The sequence below is a fragment of the Arthrobacter sp. 08Y14 genome, assembly GCF_002929455.1.
GTDB classification, from domain to species: domain Bacteria; phylum Actinomycetota; class Actinomycetes; order Actinomycetales; family Micrococcaceae; genus Arthrobacter_B; species Arthrobacter_B sunyaminii.
The window spans coordinates 141,822-158,020 of the sequence record NZ_PJIX01000004.1 but is presented as its reverse complement, the minus strand read 5'-3'; the positions used below and the strand labels follow the sequence as shown (position 1 = coordinate 158,020).

Annotated in this window: 15 protein-coding genes and 1 tRNA gene; 12 read left to right on the top strand and 4 right to left on the bottom strand. The window is 65.3% G+C overall.

The features are described 5' to 3' along the window. Positions 1 to 37: 37 nt before the first annotated feature. The 6 genes from CXR03_RS16545 to CXR03_RS16520 all read left to right on the top strand — a co-directional run bounded on the left by CXR03_RS16545 (position 38) and on the right by CXR03_RS16520 (position 6,627). Positions 38 to 979: a 3-carboxyethylcatechol 2,3-dioxygenase gene (locus CXR03_RS16545; protein ID WP_104104842.1), complete on the top strand. Its 942-nt coding sequence runs from the start codon at positions 38 to 40 to the stop codon at positions 977 to 979. Further along, positions 976 to 1,818: a 2-keto-4-pentenoate hydratase gene (locus CXR03_RS16540; RefSeq protein ID WP_258073720.1), complete on the top strand. Its 843-nt coding sequence runs from the start codon at positions 976 to 978 to the stop codon at positions 1,816 to 1,818. Before CXR03_RS16545 ends, CXR03_RS16540 begins: the two co-directional genes overlap by 4 nt. Positions 1,819 to 1,938: 120 nt before the next feature. Continuing rightward, entirely contained in the window at positions 1,939 to 2,901 is a 963-nt protein-coding gene (locus tag CXR03_RS16535; RefSeq protein WP_104055822.1) for an acetaldehyde dehydrogenase (acetylating), read from the top strand. 9 nt (positions 2,902 to 2,910) lie between these two features. Continuing rightward, on the top strand, positions 2,911 to 3,936 hold the full coding sequence (gene dmpG, locus CXR03_RS16530) for a 4-hydroxy-2-oxovalerate aldolase (protein WP_104104841.1): 1,026 nt from the start codon (positions 2,911 to 2,913) through the stop codon (positions 3,934 to 3,936). Positions 3,937 to 4,032: 96 nt separating this feature from the next. Beyond that, a complete protein-coding gene (locus tag CXR03_RS16525; protein ID WP_104104840.1) occupies positions 4,033 to 4,773 on the top strand; it encodes an IclR family transcriptional regulator in 741 nt (246 codons plus the stop codon). A gap of 138 nt (positions 4,774 to 4,911) precedes the next feature. Next, on the top strand, positions 4,912 to 6,627 hold the full coding sequence (locus CXR03_RS16520; protein ID WP_258073719.1) for a bifunctional 3-(3-hydroxy-phenyl)propionate/3-hydroxycinnamic acid hydroxylase: 1,716 nt from the start codon (positions 4,912 to 4,914) through the stop codon (positions 6,625 to 6,627). 128 nt (positions 6,628 to 6,755) lie between these two features. Here the strand turns inward: CXR03_RS16520 and CXR03_RS16515 are convergent, their stop codons facing one another. Continuing rightward, on the bottom strand, positions 6,756 to 7,622 hold the full coding sequence (locus CXR03_RS16515) for an alpha/beta fold hydrolase (RefSeq protein ID WP_104104839.1): 867 nt from the start codon (positions 7,620 to 7,622) through the stop codon (positions 6,756 to 6,758). A gap of 193 nt (positions 7,623 to 7,815) precedes the next feature. On the opposite strand from CXR03_RS16515, the gene CXR03_RS16510 reads away from it, so the two are divergent. From CXR03_RS16510 to CXR03_RS16500, 3 genes are all read left to right on the top strand, one after another. Further along, complete coding sequence (locus CXR03_RS16510; protein WP_104104838.1) at positions 7,816 to 9,288, top strand: NAD(P)/FAD-dependent oxidoreductase; 1,473 nt, start codon at positions 7,816 to 7,818, stop codon at positions 9,286 to 9,288. A gap of 110 nt (positions 9,289 to 9,398) precedes the next feature. Continuing rightward, complete coding sequence (locus CXR03_RS16505; protein ID WP_104104837.1) at positions 9,399 to 10,169, top strand: ABC transporter ATP-binding protein; 771 nt, start codon at positions 9,399 to 9,401, stop codon at positions 10,167 to 10,169. After that, a complete protein-coding gene (locus tag CXR03_RS16500) occupies positions 10,166 to 12,241 on the top strand; it encodes a YhgE/Pip family protein (RefSeq protein ID WP_104104836.1) in 2,076 nt (691 codons plus the stop codon). The genes CXR03_RS16505 and CXR03_RS16500 overlap by 4 nt, the downstream gene beginning before the upstream one ends. A gap of 12 nt (positions 12,242 to 12,253) precedes the next feature. Here the strand turns inward: CXR03_RS16500 and CXR03_RS16495 are convergent, their stop codons facing one another. From CXR03_RS16495 to upp, 3 genes are all read right to left on the bottom strand, one after another. Beyond that, positions 12,254 to 12,778 carry a histidine phosphatase family protein gene (locus tag CXR03_RS16495; protein WP_104104835.1) on the bottom strand — a complete coding sequence of 175 codons (525 nt, stop codon included), beginning with the start codon at positions 12,776 to 12,778 and terminating at the stop codon, positions 12,254 to 12,256. Positions 12,779 to 12,836: 58 nt separating this feature from the next. Beyond that, positions 12,837 to 13,700 carry a winged helix-turn-helix domain-containing protein gene (locus CXR03_RS16490; RefSeq protein WP_104104834.1) on the bottom strand — a complete coding sequence of 288 codons (864 nt, stop codon included), beginning with the start codon at positions 13,698 to 13,700 and terminating at the stop codon, positions 12,837 to 12,839. Between the two features lie 517 nt (positions 13,701 to 14,217). Beyond that, complete coding sequence (gene upp / locus CXR03_RS16485; protein WP_104104833.1) at positions 14,218 to 14,853, bottom strand: uracil phosphoribosyltransferase; 636 nt, start codon at positions 14,851 to 14,853, stop codon at positions 14,218 to 14,220. Between the two features lie 98 nt (positions 14,854 to 14,951). Between upp and tadA the strand changes: the two genes are divergently transcribed. The 3 genes from tadA to CXR03_RS16470 all read left to right on the top strand — a co-directional run bounded on the left by tadA (position 14,952) and on the right by CXR03_RS16470 (position 16,129). Next, a complete protein-coding gene (gene tadA, locus CXR03_RS16480; RefSeq protein WP_104104832.1) occupies positions 14,952 to 15,419 on the top strand; it encodes a tRNA adenosine(34) deaminase TadA in 468 nt (155 codons plus the stop codon). Between the two features lie 62 nt (positions 15,420 to 15,481). Beyond that, a complete protein-coding gene (locus tag CXR03_RS16475) occupies positions 15,482 to 15,967 on the top strand; it encodes a pyridoxamine 5'-phosphate oxidase family protein (RefSeq protein WP_104104831.1) in 486 nt (161 codons plus the stop codon). 74 nt (positions 15,968 to 16,041) lie between these two features. Then, positions 16,042 to 16,129, top strand: a tRNA-Ser gene (locus tag CXR03_RS16470). The last annotated feature ends 70 nt before the right edge of the window (positions 16,130 to 16,199 follow it).

The window sequence follows — 16,199 nt, the reverse complement described above, 5'->3', positions numbered from 1 at the left end:
GTGCAATGAATGCAGGACGATCCAAAGGAGTAATGCCATGAAGCAGGCCCTCGTGTGCATGTCACACAGCCCGTTGCTCGAACACACCGATCCGCCGGCCGAGGTTAAAGCCGCCGTTGAGGCGGCCTTCGACCAGGTACGGGCGTTCGCCGCTGAGTTCAAGCCGGACCTGATCGTGAACTTTGGTCCGGACCACTACAACGGCTTTTTCTACGATCTGATGCCGCCTTTCTGCATCGGCTACGAAGCACACGGCACCGGCGACTACGATTCCTGGGACGGTCCCCTGAACGTCCCGACGGACATCGCCCATGAACTGGCGCAGTATGTCATCGACCAGGACATCGAGACCGCCATTTCACGGAAGATGGAAGTCGATCACGGCGCCGTCCAGCCCATGGAAATCATCTACGGCGACCTGAGCGAAGTTCCTGTCATTCCCGTGTTCATCAACTCGGTGGCCCCGCCCTTCTCCAAGATGAGCCGGATCCGCGAGTTCGGCACCGCAGTGGGCAACTACTTCAAGAACAGCGACAAGAAAGTCCTGTTCATTGGTTCCGGCGGGCTGTCCCATGATCCACCCGTTCCGCAGATCGCCACGGCCACCGAAGAGCAGCGTGCTTTCCTCACCGACGGACGCCACCCCACCCCTGAAGCCCGGGCCGCCCGCCAGCAGCGCACCATCGACACCGCCAAGGCCTTTGCCCGCGGCGAGGCCGACATCATGGACCTCAATCCGGAATGGGACCGCGCCTTCCTGGACGTTTGCCGGTCCGGCGACGTTTCCCGTTTCGACGCCTATGTCCCCGCGGAAATGGACGCCGTCGCCGGCCATTCCTCCCACGAGGTGCGCACCTGGGTTGCCGCTTACTCCGCGCTGCGGGCCTGCGGCGAGTATGAAGTGACCTATGAGTTCTACAAGCCGATCAAGGAATACATTGCCGGCTTCGGTGTCACCACGGCGGTGCTGGTCCCGTGACGGCGGCAGCAGAGGCCGGCGCGGCGGATTGGACGTCTAACCCGTCCACTGATGCCACCCGCAGCGAGCAAATGATCCGCCTGGCCGATGAGCTTTTCGAAGCCACCCGGACGCTGGTTCCCGTGGCTCCTTTGCGGGACCGGGTGCTGGACCTGACGCTCGATGACGCCTACCTGATCCAGAGCCGCCAGCTGGAGCGGCACCTTGCCGGCGGCCGGATTCTGGCCGGACGCAAAGTGGGACTGACGTCCCCGGCAATGCAGCGCCAGCTCGGTGTGGATTCGCCGGACTTCGGCTATTTCTTCGCCGACATGGTGCACCACGACGACGACGCCGTGCCCGCCGGCGACTTCATCTCGCCGAAGGTGGAGCCCGAGTTCGGGTTTGTGCTGAAGGAAACCCTGCAGGGTCCGGGTGTCACCCTGGAGCAGGCCCGCGCCGCTATCGGCGCCGTTTACCCCGCCATCGAGATCATCGACTCCCGCATCGCCGACTGGGACATCAAACTCCTGGACACCGTGGCGGACAATGCTTCCTGCGGCGCGATTGCGGTGGGCACCACAGCACTGCCCGTCTCCGTCGAGGACCTGACCTCGGTCACCTGCTCACTGCTCATCGACGGCGAGGTCCGCGAAACCGGAACCGGTGACGCCGTCATGGGTGACCCGGTGGCCCCGCTGGCCTGGCTGGCCAACGTCCTGGGCGAGCAGGGCGTGGCCCTGGAAGCCGGACAGCTGATCCTGCCCGGTTCCTTCACCAAGGCACTTCCCGTTGTTGCCGGCGAATCAGCCACGGCCCACTTCGGGGACCTGGGGTCCCTCACCATCCGGTTTATCTGACTCTGCTTTACAGATCACCGCTTCATAGAACGTTCATCTGATTTCGGGCTGCCGGCGCCCTTCCGCGCCGGCCCCGCTGCTTGTGAAGCAGCCGCCCTCTTCCGCAAAGGAACAGCTCCCGTGACACAAACGCCCAAGAAGAAGACCGCCGCGATCGTCGGCTCCGGCAATATCGGCACCGACCTCATGTTCAAGATCATGCGCCGCAGCAAAAACGTAGAGGTCAAGTACATGATCGGGGTGGATCCGGCTTCCGACGGCCTGGCCCGTGCCGCCCGCCTGGGACTGACCACCTCCGCCGAGGGCGTGGACTGGCTTCTGGCCCAGGATGAACTGCCGGACTTCGTGTTCGAGTGCACGTCCGCCAAGGCCCACGAAGCCAACGCCCCGAAGTACGAGGCAGCCGGCATCCGCGCCATCGACCTGACCCCGGCCGCCGTCGGGCCGTACCTGGCCCCGGTGGTAAACCTGGATTCGCTGACCGACGTCATGAACGTGAACATGATTACCTGCGCCGGCCAGGCCACCACGCCGATTGTTGCCGCAGTGTCTTCGATTGTTCCGGTGGAGTACGCGGAAATCGTCGCCTCCATCGCCTCGAAGTCCGCCGGCCCGGGCACCCGCGCCAACGTGGACGAGTTCACCGAAACCACGGCGAAGGCCCTGGAAGCGGTCGGCGGCGCCAAGCGCGGCAAGGCCATCATCATCATCAACCCGGTGGAACCGCCCATGATGATGCGCAACACCATTTACTGCTCCATCCCGGCAGAAGCCGCCGAGCCGGGCGAAACCCAGGACCGCATCCGGGCAGCCATCGAGGAAGCCGCAGCCAGGATCCGCGACTACGTGCCCGGCTATGAGCTGCGCGTGGCTCCGCAGTTCGACGCCGCCCGCGAGGACTGGGGCGGCAACGGCCGCGTAGGCATCTGGGTCCAGGTGGCCGGCGCCGCCGACTACCTGCCGGAATATGCCGGGAACCTGGACATCATCACCGCCGCCGCCACCCGTACCGCCGACCTGCTCGCACAGCGCATGGACGAGCGTTCCGCCGAGCTGGCCGCCGCCGGCACCCAGAGCAACTAGGAGCATCCCTTGAGCACCACGACTGCGCCCTTCAGCGTCCGCCTCACCGACACCACCCTGCGCGACGGCTCCCATGCCATGAGCCACAAGTTCACGGAACGCCACGTCCGCGACGTGGTCCGGGCCCTGGACGACGCCCGCGTTGACGTCATTGAAGTCACCCACGGTGACGGGCTGGGCGGTTCCTCCTTCAACTACGGGTTCTCCCTGACACCGGAACTGGACCTCATCAAAGCAGCAGTGGACGAGGCGAAGCGGGCCCGGATTGCCGTCCTCATGCTGCCGGGGCTGGGCACCATCCATGACCTGAACCAGGCGCACGACGCCGGTGCATCAGTGGCGCGCATTGCCACCCACTGCACCGAGGCCGACATCTCGATCCAGCACTTCCAGCACGCCCGCAAGCTGGGCATGGAGACAGTGGGCTTCCTGATGCTCTCGCACCGCACCACCCCGGAGAATCTGGCGAAGCAGGCCCGGATCATGGCCGACGCCGGCTGCCAGTGCGTCTACGTGGTGGACTCCGCTGGTGCCTTGATCCTGGAGGACGTGTCCGACCGCGTGGAAGCCCTCGTGTCCGAACTGGGCGATGACGCGCAGGTTGGCTTCCACGGCCACCAGAACATGAGCTTCGGCGTGGCAAACTCGGTGTTCGCCGTGCGTGCCGGAGCAAAGCAGATCGACGGCACGCTGGTGGCCCTGGGCGCCGGCGCCGGCAACTCCCCCACAGAGGTCCTTGCAGCCGCGTTCGACCGCCTGGACATCGCCACTGGCGTGGACACCCAGGCGCTGATGGCTGCGGCCGAGGACGTCGTGAAGCCGTTCATCACCCGTATGCCGGTCATGGACCGCGCCTCCATCATGCAGGGCTATGCCGGTGTGTACTCCTCCTTCCTGATCCATGCCGAGCGCGCAGCTGACCGCTACGGTGTTCCGGCGTACCGGATCCTGGAGGAAATCGGCAAGGCGGGGTACGTGGGCGGCCAGGAAGACATGATCGTGGATGTCGCCGTTCAGCTTGCCGGCGCCAAGTAAGCAGCCAGGCAAGCAGCAGACCAGCACCAACAGACGAGGCAGGGTTCCGCTTCCCGCGGACCCTGCCTTCGGTGTTCCTGTGGAAAGATCGTCACCGTGGCCCAACACCAGACCGAAGCGGCACGCACCGCCAAGCCCCGCACCCCTGAGTCCGGCACTGCACAGTCCCGCACCGCAGGATCCCAGACCCTCGCCCGGGGGTTGGACGTGCTGCGCGCCGTGGCGGCCGCACCGGACGGCATGGCCGTGGCGGATGTCGCCGAGCACGCCGGAATCCACCGCACGGTTGCCTACCGCCTTTTGAACACCCTGGAGGACGCACGCCTGGTTCACCGGGGCCCTGACGGCCGCTACCGCGGCGCTGCAGGACTGCTGACCCTGTCCTCCGCCGCGCATTCCTCCCTCGTTGCCGCCGCGAGGCCGCTGCTGCGGGAACTGGCCGATCAGCTGGGCGCGACGGTTTCGCTCATCGTCCGGCAGGGGCAGGAGGCCGTTGCGCTCGCCGTGATCTCCCCGGCGGACGGCGCCTACCACGTGACCTTTTCGGAAGGCAGCTCACACTCTCTGACCATTGGTGCGGCCGGGCACGCCCTGCTCGCGGCCGACCCTGAAGTTCCGGGCGAACCCGAGTCCGTAGCCCGGGTCCGCCGCGAAGGTTTTGCCGGCACGTACGGCGAGGTTGAACCCAACATGCACGGCCTGGCAGTTCCCCTCGACGCCGCCATATCCGGCGTTCCTGCCTGCCTGAATGTCATTTCCGCACGAAGCAACCTCGGCGAGACGGCAGTTCCCCTGCTGCAGGCCGCCGCCTCAAGAATCACCGGACTCCTCGCCTAAACCCGTTCCACCCTTCAGCACGCCACATTGACCTACGTCACACCCAGATGGTGTGATGTGGATCTAGTTCTGTGTAAATAATGCGTATGAGCGAGCGTTATTTACACGAAGACTTTTGACGCTTTGAAAGGGCTACCCGTGAACACACCGCAGGACACCGCACCCAGGGACAGTGAAGTCCTCATCATCGGAGCCGGCCCCGCCGGACTGATGCTGGCAAACATCCTGGGCATGTACGGCCGCCGGGTGACGGTGCTGGAAGCGATGGACACGCTCATCGACTTTCCCCGGGGAGTTGGCCTGGATGATGAGTCGCTCCGCACCATCCAGACCGTTGGCCTGGTGGATTCCGTCCTGCCGCACACCACGCCGCAGCACATCATGCGCCTGGTCAACGGGTCAGGGAAGGTCATCCTGGTCAACAACCCGCAAACAGATGAGTTCGGGTGGGGCCGGAAACACGGGTTTATCCAGCCCGCCGTGGACCGCGCCCTGTTTGAAGGCCTGGCCCGTTTCGACAACGTCCAGGTGTTGTTTGGCCACCGCGTTGAAGAGGTGCTGGAGACGGCCGACGGCGTCACCGCCACAGCCCTGGTATCCGGACCGGACGGCGAGGTCCGGGAGCACATGTTCACCGCGCAGTACCTGGTGGGCTGTGAGGGCGGCAAGTCCCCCACCCGCAAGCGCCTGCGCACCACGTTCGACGGCGAGTCTCCCGCCACCCGCTGGCTGGTCGTGGACGTTAACAACGATCCCCTGGGCACCCCGAACGTCTTCCTGGGCGCGGATCCGAAGCGACCCTATGTCTCGATTGGCCTGCCGCATGCCGTGCGCCGCTGGGAATTCATGCTCCATGACCATGAGACGGAGGACCAGGTCACCGATCCGGACTACGTCAACGCGCTCCTGAAGGACCATGTCCCGGATCCCTCACAGCTGTCCTTCATCCGCCGCAGGGTTTTCACTCACCACGGGCGGGTGGCCGGGACCTTCCGCAGGGGACGCCAGCTGGTGGCCGGGGACGCGGCCCACCTGATGCCGGTGTGGATGGGCCAGGGATGGAACTCAGGAATGCGTGACGCCACGAACCTCGGCTGGAAGCTGGCGTCGGTCCTCTCCGGACAGGCCGGCGATGAACTGCTGGACACCTACACTTCGGAACGCCGTGAGCACGCAAAGGCCATGGTCGATCTCTCCCTGACTTTCGGCAACATCATCAAGATCACCAACCCGCTGCTGGCGGCGGGACGTGACGCCGCTTCTTCGGTGCTGAACCTCTTTCCCTCCGTCAAGAGCTACTTCTCGGACATGAAGTTCAAGCCGATGCCGCGCTACACGCAGGGCGTCCTGGCGGACCCGGGAACCAGGGCCCCGGGCCGCGCTGCAGCGCGGATCGGCGGGAACCTGATTCCGGTCCGCACTGCCAACAGCCGGGTCTCTCCGGTGGGCGTACAGTTCCCCCAACCGCGCGTGAACTTCCGGCACGGCCACGACGTCCTGCTCGATGACGCCGTCGGCAACTGGTGGTCCGTGATCGTCTGGGGCAACAGCCCCAAGGATGTGCTGCCGGAAGCATCGCTGGAAAAACTCCGCACCCTCGGCGCCAACCTCGTCTGCATCCTGCCGGAAACGCAGCGCGAATGGGCGGAAAAGAGCATGGGTGAGGACGTTCTCGTGCTTGGTGATTCCACCGGCCGGATGAAGAAATGGTTTGACGACCGCCCCACGCCGATGGTGTTCCTGCGCCCGGACCGCTTTGTTGCCGGAGCATGCCTGACCCAGGACGGGCCGGCCACCCTGGACGCCATTCTGGCCTCCATGTCCTTCAATCCGCAGCCCGCCACACTGCGCTAAACAGAATCGCGCTGAGCAGATCCGCACCGTGTAGAACTGCACTGTGTAGAACTGCCCACCAACGACGGCGGCCGGCCTCCCTCGGGAAGCCGGCCGCCGTCGTCGTTCAGGCTGTTCTGCTGCCTGTCCTACTTGGCGCCGACGCCCTGCGCCGCGAGGTACTGCTTAATCACAGTGTTGAATTCCTCGGCCCGCTCCACCTGGGACCAGTGACCGCACTGGCTGAAGATGTGGGCGTCCGCCGTGGGGATGACGTTCAGCAGTTCCCAGGTCCGTGACGGCGGGATAACAACGTCCTGCATCCCGTGAATGAGCAGTACGGGGATGTCGAGCTTGGCCAGCACGTCGAAGTCCAGCGGAAGGGCGTCACGGTCGCGGTCGCGGGCGGTGACGACCTCCACCAGCCGGTCCGAAGCGGTGTCGTTCAGGGCCGCCTGGTACCGCAGGGAAACCAGCTCCTCCGTGACCAGTGACTTGTCGACCACAAACTGTTCCAGCGTGCGGCGGATACCGGCTTCGGAGAGCTCAGGCTTGGCGTGACCGGACAGCGCCGCAGTCTTCTTGGCCCCGCCGGTGCCCATGGACACAATGCCCAGCAGGCGCTCCGGGAAATCGATGGCGAACTGCATGGCGACCCAGCCGCCGATGGAATTGCCCACGATCCAGGTTTTGTCGATGCCGAGGGCATCGAGGACACGCACCGTGTGGCGGACCCATTCCTTGATGCCGTATTCCGTGCCCGGCGCCACGATGGACTGGCCGTAACCGATCGAGTCGATGGCAATGCAGCGGCCCAGCTCGGAGATCTCCGGCAGGTTCAGCCACCAGTTGGCAGCGGCGGTGACTCCGGTGCCGGAACCGTGCAGGAACAGGATCGGGGTCCCTTCACCAAGCTCGTGATAGTGGGTGACCTCGCCGGGAGCAGTCTCAAGCCATTTGTCTTCCAGGCCGAAAAACGCGTCGGTGGTGTAATCGGGAATCTGTACGGTTGTCATGGGCACTCCTGCTAACTCGTCAACGCGCCCCGGCCTGACGGTCCGGCGGCATGGATCACGGCGGTCTCTGCGCAGTGCGCAGCGGTCCTTCCTTCCAGCCTAGGTACGCCGGAGGCAGCAGCGGCGCCAGCGTGCCGAGGGGCGGAACGATCCCGGGGTTCCGCCCGTAGGCGGCACATGCCAAGCTCTTTGCATGACTGATCAGGAGCACACCCCCGGAACACAGCGCCCGCAGCAGCTGGTGACCGACGTCGTCGTCCTTGGCGGCGGCGCGGTGGGTGAGAATGCGGCCGGCCGGGTGGTCCAGGGCGGTCTGGAAGCCATCCTCGTGGAGCCTTCCCTCATTGGCGGAGAGTGCTCCTACTGGGCCTGCATGCCTTCCAAAGCCCTCCTGCGTCCGGGCACTGCGCTGCACGCCGCGCGATCCGTCGCGGGTTCCCGCGAGGCGGTGACCGGCACCCTCGAGGCGCGGTCGGTGCTGGAACGCCGAGACAGTTTCACCTCGCACTGGGATGATTCCGGGCAGGAGGACTGGGTCCGCGATACGGGGATTGGCCTGGTGCGCGGACGGGGTCGGCTCACGGGTCCGAGGCAGGTGCGGGTGGAGTACGACGACGGCGGTTCCGTCACCATTTCCGCCCGCCACGCGGTGGTGCTGGCCACCGGGTCCGTGCCGGCTCCTCCTCCGCTCAAGGGCCTGGATGACATCGAGTACTGGGGGACCCGGGAAGCCACTTCGGCGCAGGAGGTGCCGCCCCGGCTGATCGTGCTCGGCGGCGGCGTGGCAGGCACCGAGCTGTCCCAGGCATGGGCGCGGCTGGGTTCGCAAGTGACCCTGGTGGCGCGGCACGACGTCCTGGAGAAGTATCCGGAACCCGCACGGGAGCTCGTGAAGGCCGGGCTGGCGGAAGACGGCGTGGACATCCGCACCCACACCGGGACGGATTATGTGCGTCCGGGTGTAGACGGCGGAGTGGAGCTGGGACTGGATGACGGCTCCGTGCTCACTGCCGACCGGCTGCTCGTAGCCACCGGCCGGACGCCGGCACTGGCGAACCTGGGGCTTGAAGATCTGGGGCTGGATGCGGTGCGGCCGGAATCGGTCAGCCCGGAAACGGATGACTCCGGGCTGGTGGACGGAACCGACTGGCTTTACGTGGTGGGGGATGCCGCGGGCAAGGTGCTGCTCACCCATCAGGGCAAGTACGAGGCCCGGGCCGCCGGCACTGCCATCGCCGCGCGGGCCCGGGGAGAACTGCCTCCCTCCGAGGCTCCGGCCCCCTGGAGCCGGGCGGCGGCCACCGCCGACCATACTGCTGTTCCCCAGGTGGTCTTCACGGATCCGGAGCTTGCCATGGTCGGCCGAACCCTGGAACAGGCGCGGGCGGACGGTATCAACGCCTCCGAAACCTCACTGGAGCTGTCCGTGGCCGGCTCCGCACTGCACTCTGACAACTACCGGGGCTGGGCGCAGATGGTGGTTGATGAAGACCGCAGGGTTCTGGTCGGTGTGACCTTCGCCGGCCCGGATGTGTCCGAACTCCTGCATTCAGCCACTATTGCCGTCACCGGCGAAGTGCCCCTGGACCGGCTGTGGCACGCAGTGCCTGCCTACCCCACGATCAGCGAGATTTGGCTGCGGCTGCTGGAAAAGTACGGCCTGTAGCCCGCCATTGAGAGGCTAGGTCACGTTTTTTGTACTGACTGGTCAGTTTGATTAGGATGTTCGGTAGCCGACCGGGCACCCCCGCGGCTCCCCCGACCAGAAGCCGCACCATGCTGACCGCAGAAACCCTGTACGTTCAAGGCCGCCACAGTGATCTCCTTGCTCCCACCTCTCTGGTGGCGGCCCCCGGAGAGGTCCTTCTGGTCCAGGCCGACGATGCCTCCTCACGGACCGCGCTGGCCCTGACGCTCTGCGGCCGAATGAAACCAACCAGCGGCTCACTGCACTGGAACGGCGACAGGCACGTGGGACACCTGCGCCGCCGCAGCGCGCTGGTGGACTCCCCCGAGGTCAATGAACCCGAACTGCATCTGCGGGTAAAGGATCTGGTGGCGGAAGATCTTGCCCTGATTCCCCGTGCCGAGCGGCCCAAAACCTCCCCCGCCCGCTGGCTCGAGGACCTGGGATTCAGTAATTCCAGCGGCCTGTGGATGGAGCAGGTACCCGCTTCGGACCGGATCCGGCTGCTGACCGCCCTGGCGCTGGCCGACTCCCGGATCGACCAACTGGTCCTGGATTCCCCGGACCGGCATCAGGGCGACCCCGGGGCCTGGCTGCCGGCACTGGAGGATGCCGTGGCAGCCGCCGCGGCGGATACCGCATCCAGGCAGGGACGGCGAACTGCCGGGCGAAACCTGACAGTGATTGCCGCCGTCGCACAGTTTCCTCCCGGCTGGAACGGGCCAACGGCACGGGCGGGGAACGCTGCATTAACCGCACCTTCCCCTGCAGTGATCGCTGCCGAGGCAGGCACTCCTGACCCCTCCGACAACCCGGCCCCGGCCGCCCCCGGCCCTGCCGAAACGGAGGTAACCGCGTGACCACGCTGCGGCTGGCTCTCTCCGAGCTCAAGCGAATGACCGGGGGCTTGCTTCCCAAGCTGACCCTCATTGCCCTCACGCTGGTTCCACTGCTCTACGGCGCCGTATATCTTTACGCCAACTGGGACCCCTATGGAAACCTCGACGGTATTTCCGCCGCCCTGGTGATGGAGGACGAGGGCGCACAGACCGACGACGGCGAGCGGCTGGAGGTGGGAAACACCGTTGCCGAATCCCTGCTTGAGGACGGCACGTTTGACTGGGAGCAGGTGGAGGACCCGGACGCTGCGGATGCAGGCGTGGCCGATGGCACCTATTCCTTCGCCCTGAAAATTCCGGCAGACTTCTCGGCTTCCCTGGCGTCGCCGTCGGATTTCGACGCCGCACGCCAAGGGGTCCTGAACGTCACCACCAACGACGCCAACAACTATCTGCTCGGCAGCATCGTGGACAAGCTCACCGGCTCCGTCCACGACACCGTGGCAGCCGAAGTCGGCGAGGAAACCGCCAATCAGCTGCTGACGGGCTTCAGTACCATCCTCACCCAGTTATCGGATGCCGCTAACGGTGCAGCCGAAGTGTCCGCCGGAGCAGCACAGGCCGAGACCGGAGCCACGGAGCTGGCCACGGGTTTGGAGACGCTGCGCAGCGGAACGGCGGAGCTGTACGCCGGACAGCAGCAGCTCGTCACCGGCTCACAATCCCTCGCCGCGGGCACCGCTGATCTCAATGCCGGCGCCGGCGAGCTGTCGGCCGGCCTGTCCCGGCTGAACGCCGGTGCAGCCACCCTCCCGGAGCAGACACAAACGCTGGCCAGCGGCGCCGAACAGGTTGCGGCCGGAAATGCCGCCCTCAATTCCGAATTCCAGAGCGCCGTTGCCTCAGTGAAGGCGGCCCAGGACGCCGCTGCCGCCCGGGTCCAGGCCTCCACGGCGGAACTTGTGGCCAACGGGGTCCTTACCCAGGATCAAGCGGATCAGGTGCTCGCCGCCGCTGCGGAAGGCGGCAGCACGTCGTCCCCTGACATCGCCGCCCAACTCGACGCGGCCGCAGCCTCAGTTCAAGCACTCGCGGACGGTTCGCGCCAAGTGGCCGACGGCGCAGGGCAGCTTGCTGCCGGTATTCCGTCCCTGACCGGGGGTATCTCCGATGCCGCTGCCGGAGCGGGCGCCCTGGCGGAGGGCACGGCGTCGCTGTCCACCGGTTCTGCGGAGCTGGCAGCCGGCCAGCAGGATGCCCTCGCCGGAACCGGCCAGGTCTCCGCCGGCGCAGATTCGGCGGCCGAAGGGGCCGCCACCCTGCGCGACGGACTGACGACCCTCGCCGGCGGTTCCGCGGAACTGTCTTCCGGACTCGCGGAAGGCGCCGGCAGCGTTCCCAACCCCGACGACCAGCAGCGTGCCAATGCTGCACGCGTCATCGCCGATCCGGTCAGCGTCAACACCGTCGCGCAGAACGAAGCGGACAGCTACGGCGCCGGCATTGCCCCATTCTTCCTCGCGTTGGCGCTGTGGGTCGGCGTCTTCATGCTCGTTCAGGCGATGCGCCCGATCAGCCGGCGCGCACTGGCCTCCAATGCGCCTGCCTTCAAGATCGCCCTGGGCGGCTGGCTTCCGTTCCTGGCCGTCGCCGTCGCGCAATCCACCGTGCTGTATGCCGTGGTCCGTTTCGGACTGGGACTCTCCCCCGCCCACCCGATGCTCGCCTGGGGCTTGCTGCTGCTCGCCGCTGCAGCATTCTCGGCCCTGATTCAGGGCATTGTGGCGCTGCTCGGATCGGTGGGGAAGTTTGTCGTCCTGGTCCTGCTGGTGCTCCAGCTGGTTTCCTCGGGCGGAACGTTCCCCTGGGAGACCATTCCCACCCCCCTGCATTTTGCGCATGAGATCCTGCCCATGGGACATGTGGTCAGCGGACTGCGGCAGCTGCTGTACGGCAGCGACCCGGGCCAGGCAGGCATAGTGGCTCTCGGGCTGGCAGGCTACACCGTGCTGGGAATCGTGCTGTCCACCCTCGCGGCGCGAAAGCACAAGATGTGGACGCTGAAGACGCTGCAGCCGGAAATAGCAGTGTAGTCCCGGCGGCGGTTATGCCCTGCGGACTACGAAGTCCGTGACCCTGGCGTCGCGTCCGTCGAGTTCGGCCCACGGCTTGTCCGTTTGCATCACGGTCAGGCCGGACGTGGGATAGCGCGTGGCCATCTCCATGACGGCGTCTTCATTGGACTCGACCGAGGCCAGCCGCATGGCCAGGTCCTGCACGCCGGGCAGGTGCGAGATGACCAGCAGGCTGGTCACGGTCTCCGGCACGTTGTTGATGATGCTGAGGATCTGCGTGGCCGGCGCACTGTAAAGCCCGTCCTCGAGCTTGGGTGTTGGGCCCTTGTCGCCGAGTTCCTCGCAGATCCAGGTGCAGGTCTGCCGGGTCCGCAGCGCCGAGGAGCAGAGGATGAAGTCCGGGATGGAGTTGTGTTCCACCATCCAGCGTCCGGCCAGCGGTGCATCGCGGTGCCCCCTGCCGGACAGGGGGCGTTCGTGGTCGGAGACGTCCCGGGGCCAGTCCGCCTTCGCGTGCCGCAGGAGCATCAACTTTTTCAGGTGGTGGCCGCTCATTGGCCCAGTCTATCGGCGGTGCCGGGATCGGATATCCGGTCCCGGCACCGCCTGAGCATCAGATGCTGTATTCGGGCGCAGCCCAGACAACAACCTCGGGGTGCTCGTAGAAGCGGTAGCCCTGGCCGCGGACCGTCCGCACCGTGTTAGCCAGCCGGCCCAGCTTGGAGCGGAGCCGGCGGATGTGAACGTCGATGGTGCGCTCGTTCGGCACTTCTTCGGCGTTGCGCCACAGCCCGGCCAGCAGTTCTTCACGGCCAACGGTGCGGGTGGCGTTCTCCACCAAGTAATTGAGGAGCTCAAATTCCTTGAAAGTCAGGTTCAAGGTGTCGCCGTCCAAGTGCACTTCCCGGCGGGAGAGGTCGATCAGGACGCCGGAGGGCCGGGGTGCGCTCTGAGTCTGGACCGGCTGGGCAGCTTCGGGGCGGGGGCGGCGCTGCACCGTGGGATCACCCAGGGCTTGGCGAACGACGTCGATATCGGAGCCGGCCGCTTCCGCCGGCGCCAAAGCTACCGCAGCGTGGCTCTGGGCGCCCGGGCACAGCGTCTGAATGTAGGCGCGGACTTCCTGGGCGAGCTTAGTCAGCGACGTTCCATTGGCTGCAGCCGCACCCTCGTCCAGGCCCACATAAATAACGAAGCCGCGGGCAACGGTGTCATTGCTGACAGACTGTGGACCCGGAATCCCGTTAGGAGTTACAACCGCGGTGGGTGCCGTCATGGGCGAAGCCTCATTCGTGGAAGTAACGGACTGCAGGCGGGTCTCCGGCCTGCCGAACCCCTGGGCCCCGTACTGCTGCGGTGCGTACCCCTGAGCCCCGTACTGTCGGGGGAAGTCCCCGATGGCGCCCTGCCGCGCTGCGCCGGCCCGGTTCTGCGCATTGCGCAGTGAGATGTGTACGTACCCTGATGCTACTGACATGTTGCAACCTCAATGTGAATTACCGTCATCACGCTCGAATGCTGGGGGTGTGCCCAAGTCGAGATGGCGCAGTTTCGCCCGTCATTGGGCCTGAGTGGTGCCTGAAAGAGGGGGGTGGGTCAGTCAGGCGTGCATTCGACAACAGCACGGCTTCTCAACGGCTGAGCCGAAGGGAAGGACTGCGACAGGTGCTGCCGTGTGGATGTTCACATTACGGATTATTGCATGTAACAAAGGGTGTAGCGCAAGTAACATTGCGGCACTTGTCTCACCATGTGGAACGTTTGGGCCTAAATGTGACCTACTTCACTGTTTCTTCCCTTTGACCGGTGGTGTGGTGCATCCTTTCGAGGGCGCGCCATTTGGGTACCGTGCGGCCTCCGCAGGGGCATTTTGGGGAAAAAAACGCACCCGTCCATAAGTGATCTTATAAACGGGTGCGAGTCAAGCAATTCGGCAGGTGTCCAAATACTGGACGACTCTCTTGACTAGTTACGGTGCCTCACGGAACGGGTGGTTAGTCCACGACGCCGTATAACCGGTCCCCGGCATCGCCCAGGCCCGGCACAATGTAGGACTTCTCATCTAAGCGCTCATCGATGGAGGCCAGCACAATGGTCACATTGGCGTCGGCCAGTTCCGTCTGCAGCACCTCAAGGCCTTCCGGTGCGGCCAGCAGGCAGATGCACGTGATGTCTGCAGCTCCGCGCTTGAACAGGAACTTGATGGCTTCGCGGAGGGTTCCGCCGGTGGCCAGCATGGGATCCAGGACAAATACCTGGCGCCCGGTGAGGTCATCCGGCAGCCGCTCAGCGTACGTGATGGCTTCGAGGGTTTCTTCATTGCGGGCCATGCCCAGGAAGCCGACCTCAGCTGTGGGGACCAGGCGGGTCATACCTTCCAGCATTCCGAGGCCTGCCCGCAGGATGGGCACCACCAGCGGAGTCGGCTTAACCAGGCCGGTGCCGACGGCGGAAGTGACCGGAGTCTCGATCTGAACGGGCTCAACGCGGACGTTGCGGGTGGCTTCGTAGGCCAGGAGGGTGACGAGTTCTTCCGTGAGCTGGCGGAACACCGGTGAAGGGGTGTCCTTGTCGCGGAGAACGGTGAGTTTGTGGGCAACTAGGGGGTGATCCACTACAAGTACGCGCATGCTTCAAAAATACCACTCGCAGCCGATCCCTCCCCTGCGGTGCGGGGACCCGACCGCTTTCCGGGCCCGGCCGCAACCTGCGGGAAGATAGGACCATGATGCCGCCCACCGAACAGCACGAGTCCTGGATGGATCTTGCCCTGACGGAGGCGCGCGGCGCCCTGTCGACGCAGGACGTGCCGATCGGCGCCGTCGTCGTCGGTCCTGACGGAACCGTGATCGGCACCGGCCGCAATGAACGCGAAGCCACGGGCGATCCGACCGCCCATGCCGAAGTGGTGGCCATCCGCGAGGCCGCTGCCGCCGTCGGGGAATGGCGGCTGGAGGGCTGCACCCTGGTGGTCACCCTGGAGCCGTGCGCGATGTGCGCCGGAGCGATTGTCCTGGCCCGGATCCCGAAGGTGGTGTTCGGTGCGTGGGATGAAAAGGCCGGGGCTGCCGGATCGGTGTTCGATATCCTTCGCGAACGCCGTCTGAACCATTGGGTGGAGGTCTTCCCGGAGGTCCGCGAGGCGGAGTGCGCCAACTTGCTCAAGGACTTTTTCGGCTCTCGGCGATCAGGCTGACAGCCTCGGGATTCATACGTAGGCTTACTAACTCAGAACCCGATATCCCAAGGAGTTCAGTTATGAGTTCAGACCAGGACGGACTGGATACAGTCGTCAAGATTCTCGAGCACGCCGATATTGCACAGCTGACCACCGAGGACCTGAGCGGGAAGCTGGTCAGCCGGCCGCTTCAGCTGCAGGAAACGGATTCCGACGGCAACCTGTGGTTCTTCACCCAGGACCCCTCGCCCAAGGCGGACGAGATCCGGGCCAATCCGAACGTGAACGTTTCGGTGCATGATTCCAAGGGCTACCTGTCCATCAGCGGAACGGCAACCATCACCAAGGATGAGGGCAAGATCGAAGAGCTGTGGAAGTCCTCGGTCAGCGCCTGGTTCGATGAAGGCCGCGAAGATCCTTCGATTGCACTGATCAAGGTGGATACCGATACCGCCGAGTACTGGGCCTCGGACGAACCCCGGGTGGCCACCATGTTCAAGATTGCCAAGAGCGCCGTCACCGGCGACACCCCCAACATCGGCAAGAACGACGTCGTCGACCTCTAGTTTCGGTGACCGCTCGGACTGCGAACCCGGCCGTTTTGGGGCATTGGCCTCCGACCCGGTAAGGTTGACGCGATGGTGACGTGTCCGAGCGGCCGAAGGTGCAACACTCGAAATGTTGTTTGGTGAAAGCCAACGTGGGTTCAAATCCCACCGTCACCGCCAGATGAGAAAGACCCCGATTCCCTTGTAAACAAAGGGAAGCGGGGTCTTTTTCCTTGTCGAGAATAAGTCC